Genomic DNA, 26,723 nt, shown 5'->3' with positions numbered 1-26,723 from the left:
CGGCCGTTTCTCGGGGCGGCTAGCATCACCGGCACCGGACCCGAGTAACGGAGAGTTCATCCGTGCATCACCCGCGCGTAGGCGTCGCCATCTTGACCATGGGCACGCGGCCCGCCGAGCTGGCCGAGCTTCTTGAGTCGGTCGCCGGGCAGGACACGCCTGCTGCACGGGTCGTGGTCGTCGGCAACGGCTCGCCGCTGCCGCCCCTGCCCGAGTGGGTGACAGCTCTCGAACTGCCGGAGAACCTGGGTGTCTCCGGTGGCCGGAACGCCGCACTGGCCCGGCTGCGGGAGTTCGGGGATGTCGACGTGGTGGTGGACCTGGACGATGATGGCCTGCTGATCAGCCCCGACGTCTTCACCCGGCTTACGCAGCTGTACGCGGCGGACGAGCGTCTGGGAATCGTCGGTTTCCGCATCGCCGACGAGCGAGGCCGCACCCAGCGCCGTCACGTTCCGCGCCTGCGCGCGGCGGATCCGATGCGAGGCGGCCCGGTGACAACGTTCCTCGGCGGCGGGCACGGGCTGTCCATGCGGATGCTGGACCAGATCGGTGGCTGGCCCGAGCCGTTCTTCTACGCGCATGAGGAGACCGACCTGGCCTGGCGGGCACTGGACGCGGGCTGGAAGGTGATCTACGAGCCCGAGCTGGTGCTCCGGCATCCGTGGACCTCGCCGACCCGGCACGCGGTCTACTACCGCATGGTCGCCCGTAACCGGGTCTGGCTCGCCAAGAGGCACCTCCCCGCCCTCCTCGTCCCCGTCTACCTGGGTATCTGGACCGCGATGACCGTGGCCCGCACCCGGTCTGCGGCGGGGCTCCGGGCCTGGTTCGGCGGGTTCGCCGAGGGCCTGCGCACCCCGTGCCCGCCCCGCCGGCCGATGAGGTGGTCCACGGTGTGGCGGATGACCCGCCTGGGCCGACCGCCGGTCATCTGATCAGGCGATCGCGGCCTCGGCCCGCAGCCACGTCGGGATCGCCTCGGGGGTTCTGTCCAGCCAGTCCGCGTAGCGGGTCACCCCCTCCCTGACGGTGACCGTCGGCCGCCAGCCGAGCACCGCTTCCATGCGATGGGCGGCCGCATAGCCACCGAGGGGGTCACCGGGCGGCATCGGCGTCTCCACGAACCGGGTCTCCGGGTACTGCTCGGCAACCAGCTCGGCCACCTTGCGGATGCTGGTGGGGACACCGGTGCCGATGTTGATCGTCTCGTTGTGGGCTCGCGGGGCGACGAGGGCCCGCACGGTGGCGGCGGCGATGTCGTCGACATGGACCAGGTCCCGGATCTGGTGGCCGCCGCCATTGAGGTGCAGGGGCAGGCCGAGGGCTGCGCGGGTGGCGAACCAGGCCACTACCCACGAGTGGCTGTTCACCTTGACCACCTGCGGATCGCCGTAGACGGAGAAGTACCGCACGACCGTGTACGAGGTACCCACCGCGCCCAGGGTGAGAGCGGTCTGCGTCTCGCCCCACGCCTTGGTGTTGGCGTAGACGGACATCGGCCGCAATTGCGTGTGTTCGTGGAACTGCGGCGGCACCCGGCCGTAGACGGCTTCCAGCAGCTTCCGCACGGTCCGGTGCTCCTCGCACGGGCGTGCCCATTCCTCCGGGTTGCCGTTACCGTAGACGCTGGCTGAGGAGACGAAGACCAGGCGACGGACGCGCTCGCAGGCGGCTACCGCCTCGAGCAGGACCTGGGTGCCGGTGATGTTGGTGTGGATCGCCGCCATGGGCTTGCGGGTGCAGGCGGCGACGTCGGCGAGAGCAGCGGCGTGAATCACGTAGTCGGACTCAGACACCGCCTTCTTGACCAGGACCGGGTCCTGGATGTTGCCGACGATGACGTCCGGGTCGGCGGGGTCGACACCGAACAGGTCGCGGTAGGTGTGCCGGGGGTAGGCGTCCAGCATGCACAGGGAGATCGGCCGGGCCCCGACCTGGCGCAGGTAGCCGGCGATCCGGCTGCCGATCAGCCCGGCACCGCCGGTGACCAGCACGGTCCGGCCCGCGAGTTCCTTCAACTGGGTGTCGTGCACAGTGCCTCCATGTCGTGGTGAGGTCTGCGGTGTCACCGACCCGCCCGGCGGGCCTGCTCGCGCTTGGCGATGAGCCGCTCGAACTGGATGGCGTACGGCTCCACCTGGTCCGGGGTCAGGACCAGCACCGACTGAGTGATCTGGCCGTCGGTGTGGTGCACCTCGATGCCCAGGGCGGCCTGCTGGGCACGGTGGTCATACACCGCGTCCCGCTTCACCGGCGTCGCGTGGGTGACCGACGCCCACACGCCCTGGAGGCCCGGGTTTTCCTTCATCTCGCTCACCCCTTGGGGGTCGTGTGCGGCCCGCTCTGGTACGCGCCGCCCGTGGTCACGAGGACACCGCAGCCCGTCCGGCGAGGGGAGGTACAGCCCCTCGGCACGCACAGGTTTGCGCGGCGCCGTCATCAGAGTGATCCGGCGGCGTAGTCGCAGGTAGTGAGAGGTAACCGCCCTCAGCGGGCAGTGCAGCCGCCCGCTGAGGGCGGCGGGTCCGCCCTCGCAGAAGGGTTTGTTCGCGTGCCAGGGCAGGCAGGAGGTCGTTGGTCACCATTAGCGGCGCAACCCGGCGCCGCCTCGCCGTCGTAGTCGATCACCTGAACCCCCGTCCGTGCGCCACGCGGCGCACCCCGCGGGCGTCGTCAGCCTTCCGGCCGAACCCGCCTGGCGGCGCCGGGAGCCGGACCGAAGGATGCCACTGATGGCCGCTACGAGAACTGTGCCGGGTCGAGGAGATGTGTCGAGGAGATGTGATGTCAGCCCTTCATGACCACGACCAGCCCGGTGTCCCGGAGGAGAGTGCCGGCACGAGGCCCCCGCAGGCGCGGCACCGGCGACGGGCGCCGGCCGCTGCGCGCAGCGCTCTGCTCTCCGGCGGCATGCCGCCCGCCCAGCGGCGGTGAAGCAGGTGGTCCCAGCCGTCCCCCGGGCCTACGTGGCCAACTTTGAATCGGGCACCGTGTCGGTGGTCGACACCGAAGTCAATACCGTGTATGCCACCATCTCCGTCGGCAAGCACCCGTCCGGGGTGGCCGTGGACCGGACCCGATCCCGGGCCTACGTGGCCAATCAAGGCTCGGACACCGTGTCGGTGATCGACACCCAGACGAACACCGTGACCACCACGATCCCCATCGGCGACGACAGCGCCCCTTTCTGGGTGGCCGTGGACCCGGCCCGGGGCCGGGCCTACGTGGCCAATCCGCGCTCGTACTCCGTGTCGGTGATCGACACCGACACCAACACCGTGACGGACACCATCCCCTTCGGCTTCGGCAACGCGCCATTCGGGGTGGCCCTGGTCCCGAGCCAAGCCCGCGCCTACGTGGCCATCCACGCCACCGGCGGCAGCGTGTCGGTGATCAACACGAACACCAACACCGTGACCGCCACCATCCCCCTCGACGCACGCGCGGTCTACTTGGATGTGGACCCGACCCGATCCCAGGTCTACGCGGTCATCGCTTCTTCCAACGCCGTGTCAGTGATCGACACCAACACCAACACGGTGACCGCCACCATCCCCCTCGACCCCGCCCCGTTCGGGGTGGCCGTGGACCCGAGCCGGGCCTACGCCTACGTAGCCAACGGACCCGCGGACGTCGTGTCGGTGATCGACACCAACACCAACACCCTGGCTTCCACGATCCCTGTCGGCTCCTGGCCGTTCGGGGTGGCCGTGGACCTGGTCTGGGCCCGCGCCTTCGTGATCAACGGCGCGGACAGGACCCTGTCGGTGATCGACACAAAGACCAACACCGTGACCGACACCATCCCCGACCTCGGCGAATTCCCCTGCGCGGTGGCACTCGGGTGAGTGCCGGGCACTGAGCCGGTAGCCGACGAATCCGCCGTGCAGGCCCTGGCACCCGAATCCGGCCTTCACCAGGACCCGGCCGGAGGCAAGGTTGTCGGGGTGATGCCTGGCGCCGAGTGTGACCAGCCCGACAGCAGCGAAGCCGAAGCGGACGAGCTGTCTCACAGCGGCGGTGGCGTGGCCGCGGCCCCAGGTGTCCGCGCGCAGGATGTAGCTGACCTGGCCGAGGCGCTCGGGCAGGCAGCGCAGTTTGACGACGCCGACCAGGTCGCCGACCACTTCTACCCCGAGGACGTACTGCTCCACCGTCTCCTGGTGGGCCCACTCCTCGGCTCGGGCGATGTAGTAGACCGCCTCGTCCCGCGTCATCTCCGGGCGTCCCAGGAACTGTAGGGAGGGGCCGCTGTAGATCCTCTGGACGTCGGCGGCGTCAGCACGGGTGAGGGCGCGCAGGGCCGGTGTCACGGCTCCGCCAAGATGTCGGCGAGCTCGGCGGCGGTGGGCCGGTCGCGGTGCTTGGCCAGGAGGATCTCGCGCAACGGCCGTTGCAGGGCGGGCCAGGTATCGGCGGCGTGAAGGGGGACACGGCGATTGGCGATGTGGGTGCGCAGTTCAGCGGGGGTGAGCTGGCCGGGGTCGATTCCCGCGGCCGTGTAGTCGAGGGGCCACTGGCCGGTGATACAGGTCCACAGGGTGCCCGCCAGGGCGTACACCTCGGCGGCAGGGCTGGGGGCGACGGGCTGGATGCCGACGTTGATGGATGCGGCGAGCTCGGGTGCGACGAGGTGGGTGATGCCGCCCCGGAAGCTGACGGGTGGCTCGAAGCCCCGCCGCCACGCCCAGGACAGGTCGAGGAGACGCACGCCGGTGACCGTGTGGATGCCGTGGGAGGGCTGAAGGTCGGAGTGGATCCAGCCGGAGGCATGGAGGTCGGCCACCGCCCGACACAGCTCCACCCCGGCGGCCAGGGCCTGGTCCAGGCCGCTCCCGTCCTGGCGCGGGGCAGCGAACGCGTCCCAGGTGGAGGGGCCTCCGATCCAGGGAGTCACCATCCAGCAGCCGCCCGGGTGCGTGTCGTACTGCGCGGTGTAGCCGTCGAGCATGTCGAGGACGGCGGCCTCCCTGGTGGTGGTCTCCGTGCCCTCGCCGTAGCCGAGCTTGATCGCAGCGGCGGCCGCCGGACCGTTGGCCCGCCACACGGCCGAGCCGCGCCGGTCGGTGATCGGCGTCAGCTCGATGGTGCCGCCGCACGCCTGCTCGGCTGCTGCCAGGGCCTCGGGGGGAGGGGGAGGGAACCCGCCCACTGCTTCACCTGCTTCCAGTCATGGGGGAGATGGAAATGGTCGAACACATCGCGGCCGTCATCGACGGCTGAGGCCAGCGCGTCGGCCAGGTCGGGGGTGTCCTTCAGGAACCGGGGGTCGATGGGCCGGATCGCGGTTCGTACGGGCATGAACGACACCGGCGGTGCGGGAATGCGGCGGCCTTGGCGGTCGCGGCGTTCCTCGCCGTGCTCGAACTTGCCGACCATCAGCCCAACCGGCCCGTAGAGGTGTTTGAGCGCCCAGTGCGGCCAGCCCATCACCGCCCGGTGCGATATCGGTTCCATGCTGCCGGTGATGACGACGTTCTCGCAGGCGATCGCGGACCGCGGCCGCGTCATGAGCGTCCGGATCCGCTCCGCGACCTGGACGGCGGCCCAGAACACCTCTGCCTCGACGGCGTCCACGTCGCCGGCGATCTCGTAGACGGTCCACCCGGTCAAGCCTCGCTCGACAGAGGGCCGCAGGTAGGGGCAGTGGGCGGTGATTGCCTCGGTGTAGGCGGTGACGTCCACCGTCGTCGGGCAGGGGGTGCGGGCCTCAACGAGGCGGAGCGCCCCGGCGGTGGGCCGGGGCGCTCCGCCGGTGCGGTGACCGGTCACCGCACCGACTGCTCCTTCGGTGCTGCGTCGTCATCCGGCTGCTTGGGCGCGCAGTTCCACTCCGCCCACACCACCTGTCCCGTCTGGCGGTAGCGGGCCGCTGCCTCGGTGTCGAGGACGCCGTGGGCATCGGCGAACCAGATGTCCGGGAGCGGGCCGTACAGCTCCTCGTACTCGGTGATCCAGGTGACCGGGCCCGCACCGCAGATCTCCGCGTGGGCGATGAGCTGCCCGGCCGTCTCGGCGCACAGCTGCGGGTAGTCCGGGTCGTCCAGCAGCCGGTGCCATGCGGCGTCGATGGCGCCGGAGAACATCTCCGGCGCGCTGCCGCCGTTGTCGAACCGGCGTCCGGTGATAGTCAGGAAGCGGCCGAGTTCGACACGCTCCAAGGTGGCGGTGCTCATGGGTGTTGCTCCTCTCGGTTCAAACACGTCACTTGATGGCTGTCGGATGGCTTGCCGACGGCTGTGAGTCGCCGGGGTGGTCAGCGGCGGAGGCTGGGGCTGCGCTGGATGGGATACCGGCACTCCGGCGAGAAGTCGGGGATCGGCTGGCCGTCCAGCGCGTGGCAGAGCGCGGCGTGCAGCTGCTCGGCCTCTGCGGTGGTCATCACCAGTTCCGAGGTGGCGATGAACTCGCCCTCACGGGCGATCCACATCGGCAGAGCGAGGTGCCCGTCCTCTTCCCGGCTGAGCCACCGCCCAGGTACCCGGCCGAGTTGCCAGTCCGTCACGATGGCTCCCTCTCCGCTCCGACCTGGTCGCTGCCGTGCGGGCCCGGCTGATCGGCCGGTGCGCCGGCATCCACCTCCGCCGCCAGCCGCATCTCCCGGCTCTCGGCGATACGCAGCGCATCCGTCAGCGCCTCGGACAGCCGGTGAACCACGAACCGCAACTGCTGTTCGTCCGCCGCACGCTCATCGAGAAGCGCCCGCGCATACTCCAGAAAGTCGGAGCCCATCCGGAGCTGCACCGCCTCCATCTCGTCAGCGACCCGCCACACGACACTGTCCGGGCCGCTCGACGAGAACAGGCGCTGCCCGGCCGAGCCGGACCACGGCAGCAGACGCGGCCCCTCGCTCACCGCCCCACCACCTGCACCACGCGAATCCAGCACGGACCGCCGTCGACCCCACGGACCGCGAGCCACAGCGTCCGCCGCCGCGCCCTCTGCCGCGCCGCTTCCATGCGACGCTCATGAGCGACGCGGTACGGACGCACAAGAGCGACGTCCTCATCCCGTAACGGGGGCACGGGCACGAGCGGCAGGGGCTTGGTCGGTGCATCGGCGCGCAGAGCGGCGGACGGGACCTGATCAGCCGACCGGTGGCGCCCCGACGACGGGATCACCATCCGCATCAGCATTTCGAAGATCCACGCGATAGCGTGGTGCATGTCTTCAACCTCCCGGGGTTGAGGGCCACGCCCCCGGACCGGTCGCTCGGTCGCGGGGGTTTTCCGTCACCAAGACCCTTGCGGCTGACGCCATGTCGATCCCATCCCATGGCCCTATAGAGCCGCCCTATATTTGAGATATGGGGGAAACTCCCGAGGGCCTGTGGTCCCACCCAGAGCTGGCAGCGGCGGTCACAAGCGAAGACTGGGGCGCCGTCTTCCGTACGTACCGGAAGCTCACCGGCTTGAGTCAAACCAAGCTCGGAGAACGCGTCGGTCTTGTCCAGCCCGATGTGTCCGACATCGAGCGCGGTCGTCGCCGCGTCACCTCTGTGGAGGTGCGGCAACGCATCATGGTGGGGCTCGGCGTTCCTCGCGATCTGCAAGCCCTAGCGGCGCAACTGGCCACGGACACAGCCCCGGTCCCGGCGTTGGCTCTGCCCGGGGTCGCGCCGGACGACGACCTGTTGACTCGGGTGACAAGCGTGGTCGATGCCTCGCACCGCGTGGACGCCGCCACCCTCGATTGGCTTGACCGACTGCTCGCCGAGCACCGCCGGGCCGAAGACCTCATTGGATCCCGGCCCCTTGTCGACGTGATGCGCCAGCAGCTTCGTACGGTGGTGGACCTGTACGCGGGCGCGCGTGGCTCTCTCGCCGATCGCGTCGTACGGCTCGCCGCCGAGCATGCCCAGTTCCTCGCATGGATGGCACAGGACCAGGACGACACAGCCACAGCACTGGCCTGGTACGACCGCTCACACGAATGGGCCTTGGAGGCCGGGGACGCCAACATGGCCGCCACGACGCTCAACATGAAGGCACACATGGCGTGGTCCAAGGGGCGCGCCACCCGATGCATCCGCCTGGCCGAGGCTTCCCGCTGGTCGGCCCCGGGCACGTCGCTCGGCGTACGGGGAATGGCTGCGCAGATGGCTGCCAGAGGGCACGCCCTCGACGGGAGGACCGACGACGCCCGCCGCCTGCTCGACGAAGCGCAAGAGCTCATCAGTCAGGCGTCCGAGCGCCCCGAGGACGAGCCGGTATGGATGTACTTCTACGACGAGACATGGTTCACCCTGCAACGCGGCATGGCATCGCTGCACCTGCGCGACTGGCCAGCGGCCGTGGGCCAGCTCACTGTCGGGCTCGACGCCCTGCCCGACGAGTACCGCCGTGACAAGACGTGGTTCCGCGCCTGCCTCGCCCATGCGCTCGCCGGGGCAGGTGAGTCGGCACAGGCGGCCTCCGTAGCCGTGGCAAGCGTCCCCGACGCCGCCGCCGTCGGGCGCCCACACTCCTGGAACGAGTTGCACACCACGGCCGCCGTACTCATGCGCCGAGGGGCGAAGGAAGGGCGCCAGGTCGTCGCTGCCCTCCGCGAGTACGACTGACAGACCCTGGGGGACAGACGCGCCCCAGATCGACTGGTCCATGGTCAGCGTCGATCATGCCGCGCCCATCAGCAAGCCGCCGGGCGCCACACCCGCGCGCGGCCGTGGCACGTCCCGTGGCCGAATAAACGCGTCCGTGACGGCGCAATCCGGCCGAAGTTGGCATCGCCCGAGCCGCGCTCAAGTCGAAAGACCCATATTCGCCTGGCCGTTCGTCTCCTCAGTCGGAGGAGAACTCCCCATTTCCATCAGGAGGGTGTGCCATGACTCACGCCGAGACGACCGGCGGCGGACCGCCACTCACCGCCGTCGATCGCCCTTCCCCGGGGCCGTCCAGCCCGGCGGGGTCCCCGCCCCGGGTGTCGCACACCGCCCTGAAGGGCGATGTCCACCCGCGCTTCGGCAAGATACGGCTCCCCACCCTGACCGGTCTCCGGTTCATCGCCACGCTGCTGGTCTTCATCAACCACGCCGGACTGCCGTTCCCCAATCGGCGGCTGCTGGAAGATGACGACACCGCGATGGACTTCTTCGAGATCATCCGGAACGTCGGCGGGCCGACGATCACCTTCTTCTTCGTGCTCAGCGGTTTCATCATGACCTGGTCCGCCCGGGAGAGTGACACCGCGGGGACCTTCTGGCGCCGCCGGGCGTTCAAGATCTTCCCGAACTACGTGGTCGCCTGGGTGCTGGCCTGGACGCTGTACGCCTCGGCCTACACGCCGGTGGGGACGGGCGTGGCCAACCTGTTCATGGTGCACGCGTGGTCGCCGGAGTGGGACCACTTCAACAGCGTGAACCCGCCGCACTGGTCGATGTGCGCCGAGCTGCTGTTCTACGCCTTGTTCCCGCTCATGTACGCCGTGCTGCGCAAGATCAACCCGGACCACCTGAAGTACTGGATCTCCGGGGTCATCGCCGCGATCCTCACCATCCCGGTCATCGCCGACTTCGTGCTCTCCGACACCCCGTACTTCCCGGGCGGCGCCGAGCTGGACGCGAAGGTCACCGCGACCCAGTACTGGTTCGTCTACTACTCGCCGCCGCTGCGCATCTTCGACTTCGCGCTCGGTGTGCTGATCGCCCTCGCGATCAAGCACGGCCGCTGGTGGAACGTCGGCATGATCTGGTCCGGCCTCGGCGTGATCGGCGCCATCGTGGGCTGCTACTACGTGCCGTTCCTCTACGGGCAGCGCGCCCTGGGCACCATCCCGGTGGCCTTCTTCGTCGCCGCCGCCGCCATCGCGGACATGGAGGGCCGGTTCACGCTCTTCCGGCACCAGGCGCTGGTGTGGCTCGGCGAGATCTCCTTCGCCTTCTACCTCGTCCACGACGTCGTCATCACCTACGGGCGCAAGGCGATAGGCGACGGGTACTACTCGGGAACCGGCACCGCCTTCATCCTGACAGCGATGTTCGCGCTGAGCCTGGGCCTCGCCGCGCTCATGTACTTCCTGATCGAGCGTCCCATCATGCGGGCCTTCGCCACCTCCAAGAAGCGACGCGCCAAGCCGGCAGCGGCGGCGGCAGCGTCAGCTGCCTAGAACCGACCCGGCACCGCACGCCCGGCCCTGGCCGGACAGGACATCCGCACATGTCCTTCCGGCCAGGGCCGCTGTGTGTGCCAGGGGATGCCCACCGGACACCCGGACACCCGGACACACCGACGCCGGGGCACCCGGACGCCCGGACACCGGGTAACCGGGGCACCCCCGAGCCGGTCCCATCACGCCCCCGGCCCGCCACCAGCCGTCCTTGACCAGGTCACCGTTGCCGTCAGCACAGTGTCAGCCTTTCGGCAGCGGCTCCTCTCATGCTGGGCGGATGGTGCGGAGGGGGGAGCGCCTCCTGTCACGGAATCCGCACGGCCGCTTCAGCGTGCCGAGACACCCGGTGCCGCTCCACGGCACCCGTCGGGCTGTCCCGTACCGTGCTGATCCCTACGAGAGCACCACCGGCCCGGTGTTCGCACCGTTCCGCACACTCACCCCCACGGTCCGACGTCACATCTGCTGTCGACACAGCGTCAGCAATCACGGTGGGGGGAACACTTGTGCACGGACAGTGCGGACCGCCGGGACGGCGGGGACAGCCCACGGCAAGCCCTCGGACCTGATTCAGGAGGCCACGCGATGACCATGCTCCGGACCCCCGGCGGGCAGACCAACGCGACCGCCGGTCACGGTATGGACGAGGCGCGCCGGATACCGCTGACCGAGAGCCAACGGAGCCTGCTGGACCGGCACCGCGCCGACCCCGGGGCCGCTACCGCCGACCCCGGCGCCGCCACCTGCAATGTGCCGCTCGCCGTCGACCTGCGCGGCCGGCTGGACAGCGCCGGCCTGGAAGCCGCCCTCGCCCGGCTCGTCGCCCGCCACCCGCTGCTCTCCGCCCGCGTCGTCGAGGACGGCATGGGCGGACCGCCGCACCTGGACGTCGACCCCGCCCGGGTGCCCCGGCTCGAACGGCGCACCGTCGCCTTACCGCGCGCCACGCACCAGTGGCCGGCCCAGGCGGTGCTCGCCGAAGCCCGTCAACAACTCGACCTGGAGCACCAGGGAGTGCTGCGCGCGGTGCTCGCCGACCACGGCCCCGGCCACCACACCCTGCTGCTGGTCGTCCACGACCTCGTGCACCTCGTTGTCGACGCCGAGTCCACCGGCGTCCTCCTCGCGGACCTGCTCTCCACCTACGAGCAGGGCACCCGCACCGGTCCCGCCTGGGACTGCCACGACGAGTACGTCACCGCCCGCGCCCGGGAAGAGGCGAAGGACACCGCCGCCGAGGCGTACTGGCGCGAGCACCTCGACGGCGCCGATCTCACCGTCGACTTCCCGCTGGACACCCCCGGCGACCGGACGCCGCGCGAGGCGACCGTCCCCCTCCGCCCCGGCGCCGAGCTGCGCGCCCGGACAGCCGCCTTCGCCCGCGATCGGCGCGGGTGTCCGGCCGCCGTGCTGCTCGCCGCCTACCTCAAGGCCCTCGGCGACTACTCCGGGCAGGCCGCCCCGGTCGTGGGGGTGTTGTTCGGCGACTTCCACGGACCGGTCTTCGACCGCAGCCTCGGCCGCTTCATCCGCACCCCGCTGGTGCGGGCCCCCGCGCACGACGGGCTCAGCGCCGCCGGGCTGGTCACCGGGGTGCAGAACGAGCTCGCCCGGGCCTTGGAACACTCCCGGCTGCCCTACCCGCGCATCGCGCGCCTCGCCCGGAGCGGCACGGGCGCCTCCGCGCCTTCCCCCTCGCCTTCTCCCGCCCATTCCTCCGCGCATTCTGCCGCGCCTTCCTCGGTACCTTCCTTCTTCCCGCCCTTCAACTGCGCCTTCGTGCTGCCCAGCCGGTCCGAAGCCGCGGCCGCGGCGCTGAGCGGCGCCCGACTGCGCGGCGGGCTGCGCGCCCACTGGCGCCGGGACGTGCCCGCGCCGGGCCCTGGGCTGCTCACCCTGGAGGCGTACGAGGGGGAGGGCGGGCTGTGCGGACGGCTGACCTACGACGCGGCGCGCATCGAGCCCGCCACCGCCGAGGCGTTCACCGAGCACCTCCTCGCAGTCGTCGGGGAGTTGGTGGGTGACCCCGACCGGCCCGTCAGCGGGCTCGCGGGGGGTGCGGTGGGTACGGCGGCGGGCGCGGTGGACTCCGCCCGCCCGGGCTCCGTCCTGCCGGGCTCCCCGGCCGAGGCCGGCGGTCCGCCGCGTGCCGCGCAGGCGCGGGCGCCGGAGACGACGGCCGCCCCGCGTGCCCCGCAGGCGCCCCCCGGGGGCCGCGGTCCGCGCGAGCTGGACGGTCTCCATGACCCGGGCCGTCCCCGCGACCCGGGCGGCCTCCCTGACCTGGACGGCCCCCGCGACCCCGGTGGCCTCCCTGACCTGGACCGCCCCCGCGACCCGGAGGTCGCGGGCCGTGCCGTGCCGGACGGCGTGCAGAACGCGGCGGAGCCGACGGGCGCGGCGGGACCACCCGCTCCCGGCGCCGCCGACCTGGTGGCCGCCACCGACGCGATGGCCCCGGAACTGGTGGCCACTGCGGACCCGGGGGGCCCGGCGAACCCGGCCGATCCGGCGGGCCCGGCGAACCCAGCGGACCCGGTGGACCCGGCAGCCACAGCAGCCGCGGCGGGATCATCCGCCGCCGGTGCCGCCGGCTTGGTGGCCGCCGCCGACGTGGTGGCCTCGGACGTGGTGGCTGCCTCGGACGTGGTGGCCGCCGCCGACCGGGTGGCTCTCCCCGACGTCGTGGCCGCCCCCGACGTCGGAGCCGCCGGCGAGGTGGCGGGTGCCCTCGACGTCGTGCCCGCTCCCGACGTCGGGGCCGTCGCCGATCCCGCCACCGCACAGCCCGCCACCGCACAGCCCGCCACCGCGCAACCCGCCACTGACTCCGCCACCGTCGACAGCGGTGAGCCGCAGCCCGCCGCCGGGGACGGCGGGGGCTGTCCGGCCCCCGAGCTGCTCTCCGGCGCGGGCCACGGCAGACCCCTCACCGGGCGGCCCGTCCCCGGCGGGGTGCACACCGTCCCCGTCACCCCGCAGCAGCGCTGCCTGCTCCTGGACGCGCTCGCCCACCGCGGCACCGGGCGCTATGTCCAGCAGCTCACCTGGCGCTGGCACGGCCCGCTGGACACCGACCGGTTCACCGCCGCCTGGCAGTCGGTCTTCGACCGGGAGACCGTGCTGCGCGCCGCCTTCGTCTGGGCACCTGAGCCGCACGTCGCCCTCCACGACCACGCCACCGCCGAGGTCGTACGGCACGCGGCCGGCACGACCGACTGGGACCGGCTCCGGGAGCGGGACCGGCTGCGCGGCTTCGACCTGCGCCGGCCGGGCCTGCTGCGGGTCACCCTCCTCGACGACCCCGGCCCGCGCCGCGACCTCGGCCGCGTCCCCGCCGCCCGGACCCGGACGGGCGGGCGGCACACGCCCACGTCCACCCGCATCCTGCTCACCTTCCACCACGTCCTGCTCGACGCCTGGAGCGTGTCGATCCTGATCCAGGAGTTCTACCGGGCCTATCTCGCCTACGGCTCGCTGCCCGGCGGCGAGCGGCGCCCCGACTTCCGCGACTACGCGCGCTGGCTGGCCGGGCAGGACACCGCTCCGGCCCGTGAATTCTGGTCCCGGGCCGTGCCGGCGCAGGCGCCCGCCGTGCTGCCCGCCCGGCCCGGGCCCGCCACCGGGCTGAGCGGCCCGGGCCGGGCCGAGGTGCGGCTCACCCCCGCCCAGGCCGACCGGCTGCGCTGCTGGGCGGCGGCCTTCGCCGCCACCGAGTCCAGCGCGGTGCAGGCGGTCTGGGCGATGCTGCTGCACCGGGCCGCGGGCGCGACCGGTCCGGCGCCGGTGGGCTTCGGCGTCGCGGTGTCCGGCCGCGGCATTCCGCTGGAGGCCGTGGAGCTGCTGCCCGGGCCGCTGAGGAACGCGCTGCCGATGGTCCTGGAGGTCGACCCGGCGCACAGCGTGCCGCAGCTGCTGATCACGCTGCGCGACCATGCGCTGGACATGGCCGCCTACGAATGGGTGTCCACCGGGCAGATCCACCGGTGGACCGGGCGCCGGGCGGACGAGAAGCTCGTCGAGAGCCTGGTCGTCGTGGAGAACCACCCGCGCGCCTCCGAGGACCTGCGGACCGCGCTCGCCGCCCACGGCATCCGGGTCGGGCCGCCCGAGGCCGCCGCCGCGCAGACCGGCTTCCCCGTCACCCTGTTCGCCTGCCGGGACGGCGACGGCGGTCTGACCCTCGCCGCGGTCCACGACCGCGCCAGGATCGGCGACGCCGACGCGGACAAGCTCGTCGGCCAGTGCGCGCGGCTGCTGCGCCGGCTGCCCGGCAGCGCCGACGAGGCGACCACCGTCGGGGAGGTGCTGGACGCGCTCGGCGAGAGCGATCTGCCGCGGATCGCCGAGCCTCCCGCGGCGGACGGCCCGCGCCCGTGACCGGCCCCCCGCCCGCCGCTCGCTGATCTCCCACCGTCTCGGCGCCGCCACCTCGGCCGGGCGTCTCGGCCACCGTCTCGGCGCCGCCGCTTCGGCCACCGTCTCAGCCGCCGCCCTGCACCGGTCGCAAAGAGGGCTGATCCGATCCGCCCCGGCACCGCTCCCGCACCACTCAAGGCATGCGCGAGCAGAAGTTGTCACGGTGGCCCGATCGAGCCGAAGGAGGAGCCGGTGCACGACATCAGGGGAGAGAGGGAAGAGCGCGAACGTCCGACGGGTGACCTCTTCTCACTCGTCTCACTCGTCTCCGTGGCTCCTCCGCTCCGGCTCGCCGGGGCGGAGGAGGACGAGACCGAGCTGAACATCGTCCGGGGAATCGACTGACCGACGAAAGCGGCGGGCCGGTGCCCGCGCCGCGCGGCCGTCCCGTCCCGCCTCGCGAAACGCCCGTCTCAAACTCGTTCCCGCCCGCCGGTCACATTCCCTCGCCGGCATCCGTCATGTCAGTGACGTAGGAACCCGCCGGTGACTTGATTTCCGTAGAGCTGAGGAGTTACGCAATGGCTGCCCCCGACTCAATCACGAAGCGTTCAGGGCCGGGCGCCAGTCCCGGGGCGATCCTGGCCTTCGTCTGCATGGGCCAGTTCATGGTCATGGTCGACGCGTCGATCGTGAACCTCGCCCTGCCCTCCATCCAGGAGGGCCTCGACATGTCTGACGTCAGCCTGGGCTACGTCTTCACGGCCTACGCCACCGTGCTGGGTGGATTCCTTCTGCTCAACGGACGGCTCGCCGACACCTTCGGACGCCGCAAGGTCCTGCAGACCGGCTTCCTGGTCTTCGCCCTGGCGTCCCTGATCGCGGGTCTCTCCGTGAACGGCACCATGCTGATCACCGCCCGTGGCTTCCAGGGCTTCGGCGCCTCGCTCATGGCCCCGGCCGCCCTGTCGATCCTGACCACCACCTTCGAAGAGGGCCCGGAGCGCAACAAGGCCCTCGGTGTCTGGGGCGCGCTCTCCGGTATCGCGGCGATCGTCGGTGTCATCGTGGGCGGTGTCTTCGCCGACGGACCCGGCTGGGAGTGGATCTTCTGGGTCAACCTGCCGATCGGTCTGGGCGCCGCGCTGCTGGCCCCGCGCATCGTGCCCGAGAGCCGCGCGGACAAGCGGGAGGGCTCCTTCGACTTCGCCGGCGCCGTGGTCTTCACCGGTGCGCTGCTGCTGCTGATCTTCACCCTCGGTGAGTCCACCAACGTGGGCTGGAGCACCTTCCGCACCATCGGCAGCCTGGTCGGCGTGGCCGCCCTGCTGGCCCTGTTCACCGTGATCGAGCTGAAGGCCAAGGCGCCGCTGATGCCGCTGCGGATCTTCCGGCTGAAGACCATGCGGACCGCGAACATCTCCGCGATCCTGGTCCTCGGCGCCTTCGGCGCGCTGTTCTACTTCGCCAGCCTCTTCATGCAGAACGTCTACGGATACTCGCCGCTGAAGGCCGGCTTCGCCTACGTGCCCCTCGCCGTCTGCGTGGCGGTCGGCGCCGGTGCCGCCTCGGGCATGGTGGCCAAGATGGCGGCCAAGCCCGTGCTGCTGACCGGTCTGGTGCTGACCATCACCGGCCTGCTGCTGCTGTGGCGCGCCCCGGCCGACGGCAGCTACGTCGTCGACCTGCTGCCCGCCTTCATCGTCCTGGGTCTGGGTTGCGGCCTGGTCTACGTGACGCTGCAGATCGCCGCCTTCGTCGGGATCAGCGAGCAGGAGGCGGGTGTGGGCGCCGGCCTCTACAACACCAGCCAGGAGACCGCCGGAGCGCTCGGCCTGGCGATCGTCACCACCATCGCCTACAACGGCCTCAGCGACAAGATGGCTGAGACCGGTGGGGACCCGGCCAAGATCGTGAACGTCCAGGAGAACGCCAACCACGACGCGTTCCTCTCCGCCGCCGGGCTGGCCTTCCTGGGACTGGTCATCGTCAGCTTCCTGATGCCCAAGGGCAAGGCTCCCAAGGCCGAGCCGCCGGCGGCGGAGACCGTCCAGCCCGCCACCGCCGAGCAGGTCTGAGCCCCGCCGGCACCCTCCGTCCGACGACGACGGCACAACCCGCGGCGCTTCCCCGGCCCTGACACCGGGGGAGCGCCGCGCACCGCACCGGGGCCCTCGCCCCGGCGCCCAGCCGCCCCCCAGCCGATAGGGACGAACACGATGACGCTGCCCCAAGAGCGCACCAGCACACCGGTGGTGTCGGCCTCGGTCGACGCGTTCCTGACCGAGCCGCACATCGCCACGCTGACCACCTTCCGGCCCAACGGCACGCCGCACATGGCGCCCGTCCGGTTCACCTGGGACAAGGAGGCGGGGCTGGTGCGGGTCATGACCGTCTCCTCCTCGCGCAAGGCCCGCAACCTGCTCGCGGCCCCCGGCAGCCGGGTCGCGCTCTGCCAAGTCGCCGGGTTCACCTGGGTCACGCTGGAGGGCACCGGTGCGGTGTCCGACGATCCGGTGCGGGTCGCCGAGGGGGTGCGGCGGTACACCGAGCGCTACTGGTCCGCGCCGCCCAACCCGCCCGGCCGGGTGGTCATCGAGATCGCCGTCGACGCGGTGATGAGCCTCAACACCTGAGCCGCGGTCAGGGGTCGCGGCTCAGGTGCTGAGGCTCAGGTGTTGAGGTTCAAGGGGGCGGGGTCATGGGCCGAGGCCCGAGGTCAGCTCAGCTGCCGGCGGGCCTGCTTCCACTCGCGGTCGACGGCCCAGGCGTCGGCGACCGGCCCGAGGTGGTCGAGCTTGTCGGGATTGCTCACCGCACGGAGGGTCTGGATCTGCCCGTCGAGCATCTCGAGGATCAGGGTGTACAGGACCTTGCCGTCCCGGTCGCGGAAGACCGCGCCGGGCTGGCCGTTGATCTCGTGCCGCTCGAGCGTCACGTCGATCCGGAACAGCCAGGGGAAGACCGAGCCCAGCACCCGGGCCACGTTCTCCGCGCCGACGAGCGCCTTGGCCAGCTGCGGGGTCTTGCCGCCGCCGTCACCGACCAGTTGCACATCGGCGGCGAGCAGACTCTGCAGCCCGCCCACATCGCCGTCCTTCAGCGCGTCGAAGAACCGCGTCGCCAGCTCCTGCCGCTCCTGGCGGTCGGCTTCGAACCGCGGCCGCCCGGCCTGCATGTGCCGCCGCGCCCGCACCAGCAGCTGACGGCATGCCGCCTCCGAACGCCCCACCGCCGCGGCGACCTCGTCGAACCCGAAGGCGAACACATCCCGCAGCAGGAAAACCGCCCGCTCCAGCGGGGAGAGCCGCTCCAGCAGCAGCAGCGCCGCCATCGACACCGAGTCGGCCAGCTCAACCGACCGCGCCGGATCCTGGTACGGGTCGCTCAGCAGCGGCTCGGGGAACCACGGCCCGACGTACTCCTCCCGCCGCACCCGCGCGGAACGCAGCACATCGATCGAGATCCGTGTCACCGCGGCCGACAGAAAAGCCTTCGTCGAGACGGGCCGGGTCGGCGAGGCGTCGAAACGCAGCCATGTCTCCTGCACCGCGTCCTCGGCCTCACCCACGCTGCCCAGAATCCGGTAGGCGATGGAGAACAGCAGCGGCCGCAGCTCCTCGAAGTCCTCGACCTTGCTCACGCCGACCCTTCCTCCCCTGAACTGATGATCATCCGTACATCGACGCGCCAGCGTACGCCGCGTCGTTTCAGTGGAGCTGGCCCGGCTCGTAGTCCCCGGCCGGCTGCTGGGCCATGACGTTCAGCCGGTTCGCGGTGTTCATGAAGGAGATCAGCAGCGCCAGGGCGGTGAGCTGCTCCTCGTCGTAGTGCTTGGCGGCCCGCGCCCAGACCTCGTCGCTGACCCCGCCGGCCGCGTCCGCGATCCGGGTGGCCTGCTCCGCCAGCTCCAGCGCCGCACGCTCGGCCTCGGTGAAGACCGTGGCCTCCCGCCACGCCGCCACCAGGTGCAGCCGCACCGAGCTCTCGCCGGCAGCGGCGGCGTCCTTGGTGTGCATGTCGATGCAGAAGGCGCAGCCGTTGATCTGGCTCACGCGCAGCGCCACCAGCTCCTGCGTCGTGGCCGGCACCGACGATTCCTTGATCACCTTGCCCGCCGCCATGAGGTGCTTGAAAGCCTTGCCGGCGGTCGGGCTGGCGAAGTAGTCCAGTCGCGCGTTCATGGTGTGCTCCCTTGGTGGTCGTTGATGGCTACACCCCCGAGACGAGGTAGCCCCACCCCCTGTGACATGGCCGGATGTGACCTGCGTCACCGCGAGAAAAGCCGTGCGGCGGTGCCGGGAGTCCTCTCTCCCGGCACCGCCGCACGGCTGCTCTACACGTGTTCTGACGGCCGCTCAGCCGAACGCGCTCAGCGCGGCGGCGGGCTGCCGATCATCCACAGCAGACGGAACGACAGCAGGCTCAGCCGCCAGCCGTCCGGCGTGCGGCGCGCTTCACCGCTGACCAGACTGCCGTTGGCGAAGATCGGCGACAGCTCACCCTGCGGCGGCACATGCCGGGCCAGATGCACATGGGTGGACTGCAGGTTGGCCCGCAGCGAGGCCCGGTCGCCGTCGACCACCACCACGGCCGGCGAATTGAGATGCTGCGTCGCCTCGAACGCCGCCAAGGCGGTGCGGTGGTACTCGGCCAGGCCGTCGATCCCCTCGTGCCGGCTCATCGGGAACTCGATCACCGCGTCCTGGGTGAACAGGCTCGCCGCCCAGTCGTCGTCGAGCTTGTCGTCGTCCAGGTTGATCAGATAGCGGTCGAGAAGTGCGGCGATTTCGGTGGCGGATTGGGCGGATCGGGTTGAAGTCATGCCTGAGGATGCCGCCGAATCCACCGGGCCACGCAACCCCGCTTGTCGCGGATCTGACGTTCCTGACACAAGCCTGTACTGGCTTTTCAAAGGTCTGTAACAGACTCTATTTACTGGCCGTGACAGCCCTCGCGATACTGAGAAAACACCAGTTGGAAGAGGGCAGATGGACACCTTTGATGCAGACGTCATCGTTGTAGGAGCCGGCCCCACCGGACTCATGCTCGCAGGTGAACTGGGTCTGAACGGAGTCTCGGCGATCGTCGTCGAGCGCCTTGCCGAGCCGATACAGCAGTCGCGTGCTCTCGGTTTCTCGGCGCGCACCATCGAAGAATTCGACCAGCGCGGACTGGTCTCCCGATTCGGCGGAGTGGACGTCATTCCGGTCGGCCATTTCGGCGGTGTGTCCATCGACTACCGGGTGCTGGAAGGCGGCTCGTACGGCGCGCGGGGAATTCCCCAGTCGCGCACCGAGGGCATACTCGCCGGCTGGGCCGCGGAACAGGGCGCGCGGGTGCGCCGCGGCGTCGAGGTGACCGGCATCGAGACCGACGAGGACGGGGTGAGCGTCGAGCTCACCACGCCGGACGGCCCGAGCCGGCTGCGCGCCCGCTATGTGGTGGGCTGCGACGGCTCCCGCAGCGCGGTGCGCAAGCTGGCCGGCATCGACTTCCCCGGCACCGAGGCCGCCATCGAGCTGCGGTTCGCCGATGTGGCCGGCGTCCAGCTGCGGCCCCGCTTCAGCGGCGAGCGGGTGCCCGGCGGCATGGTCATGGTGCTGCCGCTGGGCCCGGACCGCAGCCGCATCATCTACTTCGACCGCAACGAGCCGCTGCGCACCAGCCCCGACCCGATCACCTTCGACGAGGTGGCCGACGCCTTCCAGCGGCTGTCCGGCGAGTCCATCCACGGCGCCACGCCGCTGTGGGTCAGCTCGACCACCGACGTCAGCCGGCAGGCCGCCGAGTACCGGCGCGGGCGCGTCTTCCTCGCCGGCGACGCCGCGCACATCCATCTGCCCATCGGCGCCCAGGGCATGAGCGCGGGTGTGCAGGACGCGGTCAACCTCGGCTGGAAGCTCGCCCTGGACATCAAGGGCCAGGCCCCCGAGGGCCTGCTCGACACCTACCACAGCGAGCGGCACCCGGTCGGCGCCCGCATCCTGACCAACACCCTCGCCCAGCGCATCCTCTACCTCGGCGGGGACGAGATCACCCCGATGCTCGACGTCTTCACCGAGCTGGTGGGCTTCGAATCCGTCCAGCGCCACCTCGTCGGCATGGTCACCGGCCTCGACATCCGCCACGAGGGCGGCCCCGAGGACCACCCGCTGCTGGGACGGCGGCTGCCCGACAAGGAGCTGGTCGTCGAGGGCGAGAAGACCACCGGCTTCGCGCTGCTGCACCCGGGCCGCGCGGTGCTGCTCGACCTCCAGGACGACCCAGCGCTGCGGGAGACCGCCGCCGGCTGGGCCGACCGGGTCACCACGGTCACCCCTGACCGCTTCGACTGCGACGCCCCGACGGACGGCATCCTCGTACGTCCCGACGGCTACGTCGCCTGGGCCTCCCCCTCGGGGTCCGGCACCGCCGGGCTCACCGAGGCCCTCACCCGCTGGTTCGGCCGGGCCAACTGAGCTGGGCCTGACTCCTGCCCCCTCCATTCCCTCATCCCTCATCCCTCATAGGAAGCGAAGGAAGAATGCCCAAGATCTCCACCGAGGCCAAGGACCTGATCGTCCTCAACCTGTTCACCACCGACGCTTCCGAGAAGCAGGGAAGCCTGATCAACGAGATGCGGAAGATCGTCGACGCCGCGGCGTACGAGGGCTGGATCTCCTCCACCGTGCACGCGGGCGTGGACAAGCCGGGCACCGCCAACTTCATCCAGTGGCGCAGCGGTGAGGACCTGGAGAAGCGGTACGCGGGCGACGAGTTCAAGCACCGCACCCTGCCGGTCTTCCGCGAGATCACCACCTCGATCCGGCTGCTGCAGAACGAGATCCCGTTCATCCAGACCCACCCGTCGCTGGACGGCGTCTTCGAGATCTCGCCCAAGCGCGACGACTACACCGTGATCGCGGTCTTCGGTGTGGAGCAGGAGAACCAGGACGAGCTGGTCGACGCCCTGGGCTCCAACCACGACTACCTGCTCGACGTCCCCGGCTACCGCGCCCACGCGGTCCTGAAGGGTCTGCGCGCCCGCTTCCTCGACGGCGCCTTCGTCGTCACCTACGCCCAGTGGGAGAGCAAGGAGGCGTACGACGCCTTCAAGAACACCCCGCACGCGGAGAAGTCCGCGGCCCGGCAGAAGGCCGAGGCCCGCGTCGAGGCCCTGGCGACCTCGGTCGACTCCAACACCTACCGCGTCGTCCACACCCGCGGGGCCGGCGAGTAACCGTCACCGAGCTTCACCACCGGGCCCTTCCGGCCCGAACCACCAAGCTCTTCCGACGCTTCTTCGACGCTTCTTCGACCAGCACCACCGGCAACCCCGGCTGACCGCCGGTGACCACCGGCCACCCCGGCACGGCACCGGCACCCACCGGCAACCCCGGTCACCCTTCGGCGAACAAGCACCGGACAACCCCGGCGCACCCCGGCGAGCACCGGCCACCCGGCAGCCCACCGGCACGCCGACAACGCCTGGCTTCCTTCACGGGGGGAGCCAGGCGTTCCGGTTTCCGGGCCCGTGCTTGTCGGGTCAGGGCGCCGGGGCCGTTTCGATCAGGTGGAAGACGTGCGAGGGCAGGGGAGTGATCGTCGGATCGCTCAGGCCCGCCTCCCGGCACAGCTCGGTGAACTCCTCCCCGGTCCGTTCCCTGCCTCCCATATTCACCAGCATGTTCAGATCGGTGAGGTACGTGACGCTGGAGTCGGCGCCGACGGTCGCCGGCAGCACGGGCTCCACGATCAGCAGTCGGCCGTGCGGCGGGAGCACCTCCCGGCAGTGTCGCAGGATGACAGCGCACCGCTGGTCGTCCCAGTCATGCAGCACGCTCTTGAGCAGGTACAGGTCGCCGCCTTCGGGAACGGAGGCGAAGAAGTCCCCTGCCCGTGTGGAGGCCCGGTCCGCGACCCCCTCCCGGTCGAGCACCGCCTCCGCCTCGGACAGCCCTTCAGCCGTGTCGAACACGACTCCCCGCAGACCGGGATGCGCTTGCAGGACCGCGGCCAACAGCGTGCCGTCGCCACCTCCGACGTCGACGACGTGGGTGAACGGGCTGAAGTCATAGGACCCCGGCAGCATCCTGGCCACCACAAAGGTCCCCTGGCCCATGGCGGCATTGAACCGGGCGGACAGCTCCGGGCTCTGCCGCAGATGAGAGAAGAAGTCGGTGCCGAAGACCGTCGGAAAGGACGTCTCACCGGTACGGACGCTGTCCTCCAGGTACTCCCAGGCGTCCAGCATCGCCGGGTCGCCGAGCAGCCTGACGAACCCCCCGAACGAATCCGGCCGCGTCTCGCTGAGCAGCGCCCCGGTCGAGGTGACGGTGAAGCCGCCGGCACGGGACTGGGCCAGCAGGCCGAGGGACGCCAGCGCGCGCAGCAGCCGGTGCGTCGCCTGCGGATGGGCCCCGCAGTCGCGCGCGACGGCGTCCGCGGTGCGCTCGCCGTCGCCGATCAGGTCGGCGATCCGCATGCGCACTGCGGTGTACACCACCCTCCCCGCCATGGGCCCGAAGGCGAGCCGCACCAGCCCCAGCCGATCCGCCTCGACCCCGGCACCATCGGTTCCGCCGACTGCTACGGGTGCCTCGATTCCGTCGACGGTCCCGTCGACTCCGTCCGCGCGCCGCACCGTCTCGTCAGCCGTCACGGGCGCTCCCTCGCGTCGACGTACCCGCTGTTCACCTGGGCGGATACCCCGGCTGCTACCCACCGTAGAGAGCCGCTCACCAGCTACGCGGACGCGTCTCCGCCTCGCCACCTGTTCAGGCCAACCGTCAGACACCCTTGGCCCACCGGGTCAAGGCGATCTACCTACCGGCCGTTGTTGTTCACTACGTCGCAGCGCTCCTGGAGGGCGGCCGTCGCGGTGATGATGATGGCGAGGAACCCTCGCGGTGGGTGCGATCGATCAGCGTGGGGCATCGAGGTCCTCGCCGTAGGTGACGTTGAGCTGGGCCAGGAGGGCTGAGGCCAGTTCGGGCTCCTGGGCGCGGTCGATGATGACCTTCGAAAGCCGTTCGACACTCGGCCGAGTTCAGTCGCAGCCGCTCCAGGTGGACGCGGGCCGCTCGCAGATTGGTGATCCGGCCGCTGACCAGTCGGGCGTCGGCAAGGTCAAGCGCGCGCAGGTCGGCGTCGGCGTACTGGAAGTTCCTGGACGACTCCCCGGCTCCCTTCGAGGGGCTGGACGTTGGACAGGTACAGGCCGGGCTCGTCGAGGCTGGGCAGGGCCAGCGTGACGCGGCCGATGTTCTCCGGGGGGCCCGAGCGCAAAGCGGCCGAAGCGTCACTGGACTGCGTGCGCTCCCCGTGCCACGTTCACAGCCGCAGGGGTGACCGGGGCTTCCAGGGGAGATGCAGGTGATCGGCTTCAGCACTGAGGTCGTGGCGGCGCCGGAGAGTTTTGGGCTGTGGGAGGTGGCCACCGCGCGGTCGCACATGCGCCACCGGCCGGGCGGCGACGACGGCCAGGGCGACTTCCGCGCCAGGATGCGGGTCCTGGACCTGGGGGAGTTACAGGTGTCGGCGCTGGCCTTCTCGCATCTGGAGGTCGTGCGGACAGCGAAGCTGATCCGGCAGTCCGATCCGGAGGTGTACCAGATCGGCTGTCACCTCGGTTCGCAGGCCGCTCTCTCCCTGGCCGGGCGCGAGACGGTGCTGCGGCCCGGCGACGTCGTCGTGCTGGACAGCAGCCGTCCCTACCACAGCGACGTCCGCGCCGTTCAAGGCAACTGGTCGTTCGTGACCGCGCAGTTCTCTCGCCGGCTGATGCCCCTGCCGGAGAGAACGGTGCAGCGCCTGCTCGCCGCTCCGATCAGCGGGAGCCGCGGCATGGGCGGGGTGTTCACCCGCTGGCTGACCGACCTCAATCGGCGCGTCGACGAGCTCGCCCCGGCCGACATCCCCACCCTCGCCCAGGTCACCCTCGACCTCCTGGCCTCCGTCCTCGCCAACCGGGCGGACGCCGAGGACTCCATGCCCGCGGAGGTCCGCCGACGCGCCCTGAGGCAACGCATCCACGTCTTCATCCAGCAGCATCTCGGCGAACCGGACCTCACCCCCGACAACATCGCCATCGCCCACGGGATATCCACCCGCTACCTCTACGCCCTCTTTCAGGAGGAAGGCCGCACCGTGGCCGCCTGGATCCGCGAGCGCCGTCTGGAACGCTGTCGCCGCGACCTTGCCGACTCCGCCCTGCGCAACCGCCCCATCTACGCCGTCGCCGCCCGCTGGGGCTTCACCGACAAGGCCTCCTTCAGCCGCGTCTTCCGCGCCCGCTACGGCGTGACCCCCAGCGAGTACAGATCCTTCCTCCTGCGCACCGCGACTGTGCAGGAGGAGTCAACAGCCGTGCGAGGACAGTCAACGACACAGCCGGCGTAGGCGCGCAGGATGTCTTCACACATCCACGAAGCCACAGAGGAGAAGACATATGCGCGCACGTCTGTTGCTCACCGGCCTGGCTCTGGGGGCCACCGTGCTGGTGGGCGGCGCCGCCACCGCACAGGCAGCTCCCGCGTCCTCCCAGGCCGGCGCGTCATCCGCCGTGGTTCCGGGCTACTTCAAGTACATGGGCACCTACTCCAAGTCGACGTGCGAAGACCTGAGGGACTCCTACGCCGGCGACGCCTACTGCTCCTTCCGCGACACCAACCGGTACGCCCTGTACGTATGGGTCTACTGACCCCCGCGGTATGAGCCGGATCCGGCCCTTCGATCGGCCCGAAGGGCCGGATCCGCGCTGCCGCGGCAAGCCGGGAGGCGGGCTACTGCGGCTCGCGGATCCCCGGGCCGCGTTCGCGGTGCGGGGGGACCTTGCACACCGAGCAGTACCAGCCCGGGGGGTAGGGGTAGGTGGTGTCCCACCACAGGGTGGCGCGGCAGGTGCCGCAGGTGGGGGGCTTCTGCTGGGTGGGGTCCGGCGGGGGCGGGGTGACCCGGGGGGCGTTCATCGGCGGATCGTCTCGCAGCGACCCGCCGAAGCCGGGGCTCGCCGGGCGAGCCTCACCCCATCGGGCGATACCCGGCCGGAGGGGGAAGGTCCACGGCCGGGTGCGGTTCGTGGACAGGGCGCGGTTGGTGAGCGGGGTGCGGCTGGTGAGCGGGGTGGGGTTCGCGCCGGTTCAGCAGGTGCCCGTCGCCGCACTCGCCGTTGACGCGGAGGGGGACGAACAGGATGGTGACGCCACTGCTGGCGCACGTGTTCACTTCCCGGTCCGGCGACGGGGCCGCCACGGCCGTGGCGGCGGCGGACTGGTAGGCGGTCAGCAGGACGGCGGCGCCGGCGGCAGCGGCGAGCAGGTGGAGCTGGGACGGCATGGCACGGGGTCCTTCCGGGGGGCAGGGTGGCAGGCGGCCACCTTGCAGTACCCGAAGCGGGCGCCCGGGGCATCTGCGCACGGGGCTGGTTCCCTCGCACGGGTGGGTGCGGGGTGCCGGATGGCGCAGAGGCTCCGGCACGTCGGATGGCGCGAGGGCTCCGGCGCGTCCGATGACGCATAGGTGTCAACGCCTCTGACGTGCCGTTACCTGTGCTCGATGAGAGCCGCGGAGAGCCGCCGGAGACCCCTAGTGGGGCGCGTACAGCAGGTGCGCCGTGTCCGGGCAGACGCCGTTGGAATTCTCGGGGATGGCCACGATGCCCACGGGGCTGCCGCATCCTTCCTGTTCCGGCGCGGGCGCGGCCACGGCGGCGGTGGCGGCTCCGTACGTGGCCAGCAGAGCAACGGTGCCGGTGGCGGCGAGCAGAGCGAGACGGGAGGGCATGGGCGGTCGTCGTCCTTCCGGGGAAACGGGTGACGGGCAGTCAGCTTGTATTACTAATCGCTTGGTACCCGTGGCTGGCGTCGGCGCCACTGCCGCGCCGTGCGGTTCCCTCACACGAGTGGCGCGGCGGTTCGGATGGCGCACTCCGACGGGCCGTGAGTCACAGGTCGGTCCATGCCCGGTCTCGAAGACCGGTCCAAGCCCCTCCGTAAAGACTGGGCCTTGTCCGGGCTCAAAGGTCGATCCATGCCCACTCGAGTTCACCCGACGCCCCTCTGCCATCGATTTGTCAGTTCTCTGACATGAATGCAGTGCGCCTGCGGTACCTGACCAAACCGCACCGAGACCTGAATCGCAGCACCTTGAAGGCGGGGCCGGATCCCAAGAGCCTTGGAGAAAAGATCTGGGGCATTGTCCCCGCGGCCGATCCATGTCCGTGCCCGGAGCCTTCGGCTCGGTAAGCCGCCGGCACGCCTGAGTGGCACGGC

General features: G+C 70.9%; 28 protein-coding genes and 1 pseudogene. 13 read left to right on the top strand and 16 right to left on the bottom strand.

The window, feature by feature from the left end:
• Positions 1–62 precede the first annotated feature (62 nt).
• A complete protein-coding gene (locus AC4BDD_RS31820) occupies positions 63–938 on the top strand; it encodes a glycosyltransferase family 2 protein (protein WP_490692103.1) in 876 nt (291 codons plus the stop codon).
• On the opposite strand, the gene AC4BDD_RS31815 is transcribed toward AC4BDD_RS31820, so the two are convergent.
• Both AC4BDD_RS31815 and AC4BDD_RS31810 read right to left on the bottom strand, forming a co-directional pair.
• Positions 939–2,036 (bottom strand): NAD-dependent epimerase/dehydratase family protein, encoded by a 1,098-nt coding sequence (locus AC4BDD_RS31815; protein ID WP_490692102.1) that lies wholly within the window; start codon positions 2,034–2,036, stop codon positions 939–941. It lies immediately after the preceding gene.
• A 32-nt stretch (positions 2,037–2,068) separates the two neighbouring features.
• Entirely contained in the window at positions 2,069–2,311 is a 243-nt protein-coding gene (locus AC4BDD_RS31810) for a hypothetical protein (RefSeq protein ID WP_490692101.1), read from the bottom strand.
• A 476-nt stretch (positions 2,312–2,787) separates the two neighbouring features.
• Here AC4BDD_RS31810 and AC4BDD_RS31805 point away from each other — a divergent pair, with 476 nt between their 5' ends.
• Together AC4BDD_RS31805 and AC4BDD_RS31800 are read left to right on the top strand one after the other, a co-directional pair.
• Positions 2,788–2,937, top strand: a complete 150-nt coding sequence (locus tag AC4BDD_RS31805; RefSeq protein WP_490692100.1) for a hypothetical protein — start codon at positions 2,788–2,790, stop codon at positions 2,935–2,937.
• The gene (locus tag AC4BDD_RS31800) at positions 2,934–3,851 is read left to right on the top strand and encodes a beta-propeller fold lactonase family protein (protein ID WP_490692099.1); all 918 of its coding nucleotides are present in this window, start codon (positions 2,934–2,936) and stop codon (positions 3,849–3,851) included. The genes AC4BDD_RS31805 and AC4BDD_RS31800 overlap by 4 nt, the downstream gene beginning before the upstream one ends.
• 114 nt (positions 3,852–3,965) lie before the next feature.
• Here AC4BDD_RS31800 and AC4BDD_RS31795 read toward each other — a convergent pair.
• The 7 genes and pseudogenes from AC4BDD_RS31795 to AC4BDD_RS31765 all read right to left on the bottom strand — a co-directional run.
• A pseudogene (locus tag AC4BDD_RS31795) lies at positions 3,966–4,316 on the bottom strand (GNAT family N-acetyltransferase); the annotation flags it as partial.
• Complete coding sequence (locus tag AC4BDD_RS31790) at positions 4,313–5,155, bottom strand: serine/threonine-protein kinase (protein ID WP_490692098.1); 843 nt, start codon at positions 5,153–5,155, stop codon at positions 4,313–4,315. The gene AC4BDD_RS31790 and the pseudogene AC4BDD_RS31795, both read right to left, overlap by 4 nt.
• On the bottom strand, positions 5,080–5,775 hold the full coding sequence (locus AC4BDD_RS31785) for a hypothetical protein (RefSeq protein ID WP_490692097.1): 696 nt from the start codon (positions 5,773–5,775) through the stop codon (positions 5,080–5,082). Before AC4BDD_RS31785 ends, AC4BDD_RS31790 begins: the two co-directional genes overlap by 76 nt.
• Positions 5,772–6,179 carry a hypothetical protein gene (locus tag AC4BDD_RS31780; RefSeq protein WP_490692096.1) on the bottom strand — a complete coding sequence of 136 codons (408 nt, stop codon included), beginning with the start codon at positions 6,177–6,179 and terminating at the stop codon, positions 5,772–5,774. The genes AC4BDD_RS31785 and AC4BDD_RS31780 overlap by 4 nt, the downstream gene beginning before the upstream one ends.
• 80 nt (positions 6,180–6,259) lie before the next feature.
• Positions 6,260–6,508, bottom strand: a complete 249-nt coding sequence (locus AC4BDD_RS31775; protein ID WP_490692095.1) for a hypothetical protein — start codon at positions 6,506–6,508, stop codon at positions 6,260–6,262.
• On the bottom strand, positions 6,505–6,858 hold the full coding sequence (locus AC4BDD_RS31770; protein ID WP_490692094.1) for a hypothetical protein: 354 nt from the start codon (positions 6,856–6,858) through the stop codon (positions 6,505–6,507). The genes AC4BDD_RS31775 and AC4BDD_RS31770 overlap by 4 nt, the downstream gene beginning before the upstream one ends.
• Complete coding sequence (locus AC4BDD_RS31765; RefSeq protein WP_490692093.1) at positions 6,855–7,169, bottom strand: hypothetical protein; 315 nt, start codon at positions 7,167–7,169, stop codon at positions 6,855–6,857. The genes AC4BDD_RS31770 and AC4BDD_RS31765 overlap by 4 nt, the downstream gene beginning before the upstream one ends.
• A gap of 140 nt (positions 7,170–7,309) precedes the next feature.
• Between AC4BDD_RS31765 and AC4BDD_RS31760 the strand changes: the two genes are divergently transcribed.
• The 6 genes from AC4BDD_RS31760 (at position 7,310) to AC4BDD_RS31735 (ending at position 17,105) form a co-directional block, all read left to right on the top strand.
• Positions 7,310–8,563, top strand: coding sequence for an NsdA family TPR-like regulatory protein (locus tag AC4BDD_RS31760; RefSeq protein ID WP_490692092.1), 1,254 nt, complete (start codon positions 7,310–7,312; stop codon positions 8,561–8,563).
• 263 nt (positions 8,564–8,826) lie between these two features.
• A complete protein-coding gene (locus AC4BDD_RS31755; RefSeq protein ID WP_490692091.1) occupies positions 8,827–10,107 on the top strand; it encodes an acyltransferase family protein in 1,281 nt (426 codons plus the stop codon).
• Positions 10,108–10,695: 588 nt separating this feature from the next.
• Complete coding sequence (locus AC4BDD_RS31750) at positions 10,696–14,490, top strand: condensation domain-containing protein (protein ID WP_490692090.1); 3,795 nt, start codon at positions 10,696–10,698, stop codon at positions 14,488–14,490.
• Between the two features lie 231 nt (positions 14,491–14,721).
• Positions 14,722–14,874 (top strand): hypothetical protein, encoded by a 153-nt coding sequence (locus AC4BDD_RS31745; RefSeq protein WP_490692089.1) that lies wholly within the window; start codon positions 14,722–14,724, stop codon positions 14,872–14,874.
• A gap of 176 nt (positions 14,875–15,050) precedes the next feature.
• Entirely contained in the window at positions 15,051–16,547 is a 1,497-nt protein-coding gene (locus tag AC4BDD_RS31740; protein WP_490692088.1) for an MFS transporter, read from the top strand.
• Between the two features lie 141 nt (positions 16,548–16,688).
• Complete coding sequence (locus AC4BDD_RS31735) at positions 16,689–17,105, top strand: pyridoxamine 5'-phosphate oxidase family protein (RefSeq protein WP_490692087.1); 417 nt, start codon at positions 16,689–16,691, stop codon at positions 17,103–17,105.
• An 83-nt stretch (positions 17,106–17,188) separates the two neighbouring features.
• Here AC4BDD_RS31735 and AC4BDD_RS31730 read toward each other — a convergent pair whose 3' ends face one another.
• From AC4BDD_RS31730 to AC4BDD_RS31720, 3 genes are all read right to left on the bottom strand, one after another.
• Positions 17,189–18,112: an RNA polymerase sigma-70 factor gene (locus AC4BDD_RS31730; protein ID WP_490692086.1), complete on the bottom strand. Its 924-nt coding sequence runs from the start codon at positions 18,110–18,112 to the stop codon at positions 17,189–17,191.
• 67 nt (positions 18,113–18,179) lie between these two features.
• On the bottom strand, positions 18,180–18,653 hold the full coding sequence (locus AC4BDD_RS31725; protein ID WP_490692085.1) for a carboxymuconolactone decarboxylase family protein: 474 nt from the start codon (positions 18,651–18,653) through the stop codon (positions 18,180–18,182).
• A gap of 188 nt (positions 18,654–18,841) precedes the next feature.
• On the bottom strand, positions 18,842–19,294 hold the full coding sequence (locus tag AC4BDD_RS31720) for a nuclear transport factor 2 family protein (protein WP_490692084.1): 453 nt from the start codon (positions 19,292–19,294) through the stop codon (positions 18,842–18,844).
• A 166-nt stretch (positions 19,295–19,460) separates the two neighbouring features.
• Here AC4BDD_RS31720 and AC4BDD_RS31715 point away from each other — a divergent pair, with 166 nt between their 5' ends.
• Together AC4BDD_RS31715 and AC4BDD_RS31710 are read left to right on the top strand one after the other, a co-directional pair.
• Positions 19,461–20,930, top strand: coding sequence for an FAD-dependent monooxygenase (locus tag AC4BDD_RS31715; protein WP_490692083.1), 1,470 nt, complete (start codon positions 19,461–19,463; stop codon positions 20,928–20,930).
• A 65-nt stretch (positions 20,931–20,995) separates the two neighbouring features.
• Entirely contained in the window at positions 20,996–21,691 is a 696-nt protein-coding gene (locus tag AC4BDD_RS31710) for an antibiotic biosynthesis monooxygenase family protein (RefSeq protein ID WP_490692082.1), read from the top strand.
• Positions 21,692–21,997: 306 nt separating this feature from the next.
• Here the strand turns inward: AC4BDD_RS31710 and AC4BDD_RS31705 are convergent, their stop codons facing one another.
• Positions 21,998–22,999: a methyltransferase gene (locus AC4BDD_RS31705; RefSeq protein WP_490692142.1), complete on the bottom strand. Its 1,002-nt coding sequence runs from the start codon at positions 22,997–22,999 to the stop codon at positions 21,998–22,000.
• An 821-nt stretch (positions 23,000–23,820) separates the two neighbouring features.
• Between AC4BDD_RS31705 and AC4BDD_RS31700 the strand changes: the two genes are divergently transcribed.
• A complete protein-coding gene (locus AC4BDD_RS31700; RefSeq protein WP_490692081.1) occupies positions 23,821–24,852 on the top strand; it encodes an AraC-like ligand-binding domain-containing protein in 1,032 nt (343 codons plus the stop codon).
• Between the two features lie 49 nt (positions 24,853–24,901).
• Positions 24,902–25,153, top strand: a complete 252-nt coding sequence (locus tag AC4BDD_RS31695) for a hypothetical protein (protein ID WP_490692080.1) — start codon at positions 24,902–24,904, stop codon at positions 25,151–25,153.
• Between the two features lie 82 nt (positions 25,154–25,235).
• Here the strand turns inward: AC4BDD_RS31695 and AC4BDD_RS31690 are convergent, their stop codons facing one another.
• The 3 genes from AC4BDD_RS31690 to AC4BDD_RS31680 all read right to left on the bottom strand — a co-directional run bounded on the left by AC4BDD_RS31690 (position 25,236) and on the right by AC4BDD_RS31680 (position 26,235).
• Positions 25,236–25,421: a hypothetical protein gene (locus tag AC4BDD_RS31690; RefSeq protein ID WP_490692079.1), complete on the bottom strand. Its 186-nt coding sequence runs from the start codon at positions 25,419–25,421 to the stop codon at positions 25,236–25,238.
• Positions 25,422–25,473: 52 nt separating this feature from the next.
• Positions 25,474–25,788 (bottom strand): hypothetical protein, encoded by a 315-nt coding sequence (locus AC4BDD_RS31685; RefSeq protein ID WP_490692078.1) that lies wholly within the window; start codon positions 25,786–25,788, stop codon positions 25,474–25,476.
• A gap of 249 nt (positions 25,789–26,037) precedes the next feature.
• Positions 26,038–26,235: a hypothetical protein gene (locus AC4BDD_RS31680; protein ID WP_490692077.1), complete on the bottom strand. Its 198-nt coding sequence runs from the start codon at positions 26,233–26,235 to the stop codon at positions 26,038–26,040.
• Positions 26,236–26,723 lie beyond the last annotated feature (488 nt).

The sequence above is a fragment of the Streptomyces sp. JLBT605 genome (assembly GCF_058215555.1).
This window is presented reverse-complemented; position numbering and strand designations above follow the sequence as displayed.

What these genes read in the sequence shown, in the direction of transcription:
- AC4BDD_RS31810 (WP_490692101.1), bottom strand. Translation starts at nt 2,311, where the DNA reads ATGAAGGAAAACCCGGGCCTCCAGGGCGTGTGGGCGTCGGTCACCCAC.
- AC4BDD_RS31805 (WP_490692100.1), top strand. Translation starts at nt 2,788, where the DNA reads ATGTCAGCCCTTCATGACCACGACCAGCCCGGTGTCCCGGAGGAGAGT.
- AC4BDD_RS31780 (WP_490692096.1), bottom strand. Translation starts at nt 6,179, where the DNA reads ATGAGCACCGCCACCTTGGAGCGTGTCGAACTCGGCCGCTTCCTGACT.
- AC4BDD_RS31765 (WP_490692093.1), bottom strand. Translation starts at nt 7,169, where the DNA reads ATGCACCACGCTATCGCGTGGATCTTCGAAATGCTGATGCGGATGGTG.
- AC4BDD_RS31760 (WP_490692092.1), top strand. Translation starts at nt 7,310, where the DNA reads ATGGGGGAAACTCCCGAGGGCCTGTGGTCCCACCCAGAGCTGGCAGCG.
- AC4BDD_RS31755 (WP_490692091.1), top strand. Translation starts at nt 8,827, where the DNA reads ATGACTCACGCCGAGACGACCGGCGGCGGACCGCCACTCACCGCCGTC.
- AC4BDD_RS31750 (WP_490692090.1), top strand. Translation starts at nt 10,696, where the DNA reads ATGACCATGCTCCGGACCCCCGGCGGGCAGACCAACGCGACCGCCGGT.
- AC4BDD_RS31740 (WP_490692088.1), top strand. Translation starts at nt 15,051, where the DNA reads ATGGCTGCCCCCGACTCAATCACGAAGCGTTCAGGGCCGGGCGCCAGT.
- AC4BDD_RS31735 (WP_490692087.1), top strand. Translation starts at nt 16,689, where the DNA reads ATGACGCTGCCCCAAGAGCGCACCAGCACACCGGTGGTGTCGGCCTCG.
- AC4BDD_RS31725 (WP_490692085.1), bottom strand. Translation starts at nt 18,653, where the DNA reads ATGAACGCGCGACTGGACTACTTCGCCAGCCCGACCGCCGGCAAGGCT.
- AC4BDD_RS31720 (WP_490692084.1), bottom strand. Translation starts at nt 19,294, where the DNA reads ATGACTTCAACCCGATCCGCCCAATCCGCCACCGAAATCGCCGCACTT.
- AC4BDD_RS31715 (WP_490692083.1), top strand. Translation starts at nt 19,461, where the DNA reads ATGGACACCTTTGATGCAGACGTCATCGTTGTAGGAGCCGGCCCCACC.
- AC4BDD_RS31710 (WP_490692082.1), top strand. Translation starts at nt 20,996, where the DNA reads ATGCCCAAGATCTCCACCGAGGCCAAGGACCTGATCGTCCTCAACCTG.
- AC4BDD_RS31700 (WP_490692081.1), top strand. Translation starts at nt 23,821, where the DNA reads ATGCAGGTGATCGGCTTCAGCACTGAGGTCGTGGCGGCGCCGGAGAGT.
- AC4BDD_RS31695 (WP_490692080.1), top strand. Translation starts at nt 24,902, where the DNA reads ATGCGCGCACGTCTGTTGCTCACCGGCCTGGCTCTGGGGGCCACCGTG.
- AC4BDD_RS31690 (WP_490692079.1), bottom strand. Translation starts at nt 25,421, where the DNA reads ATGAACGCCCCCCGGGTCACCCCGCCCCCGCCGGACCCCACCCAGCAG.
- AC4BDD_RS31685 (WP_490692078.1), bottom strand. Translation starts at nt 25,788, where the DNA reads ATGCCGTCCCAGCTCCACCTGCTCGCCGCTGCCGCCGGCGCCGCCGTC.
- AC4BDD_RS31680 (WP_490692077.1), bottom strand. Translation starts at nt 26,235, where the DNA reads ATGCCCTCCCGTCTCGCTCTGCTCGCCGCCACCGGCACCGTTGCTCTG.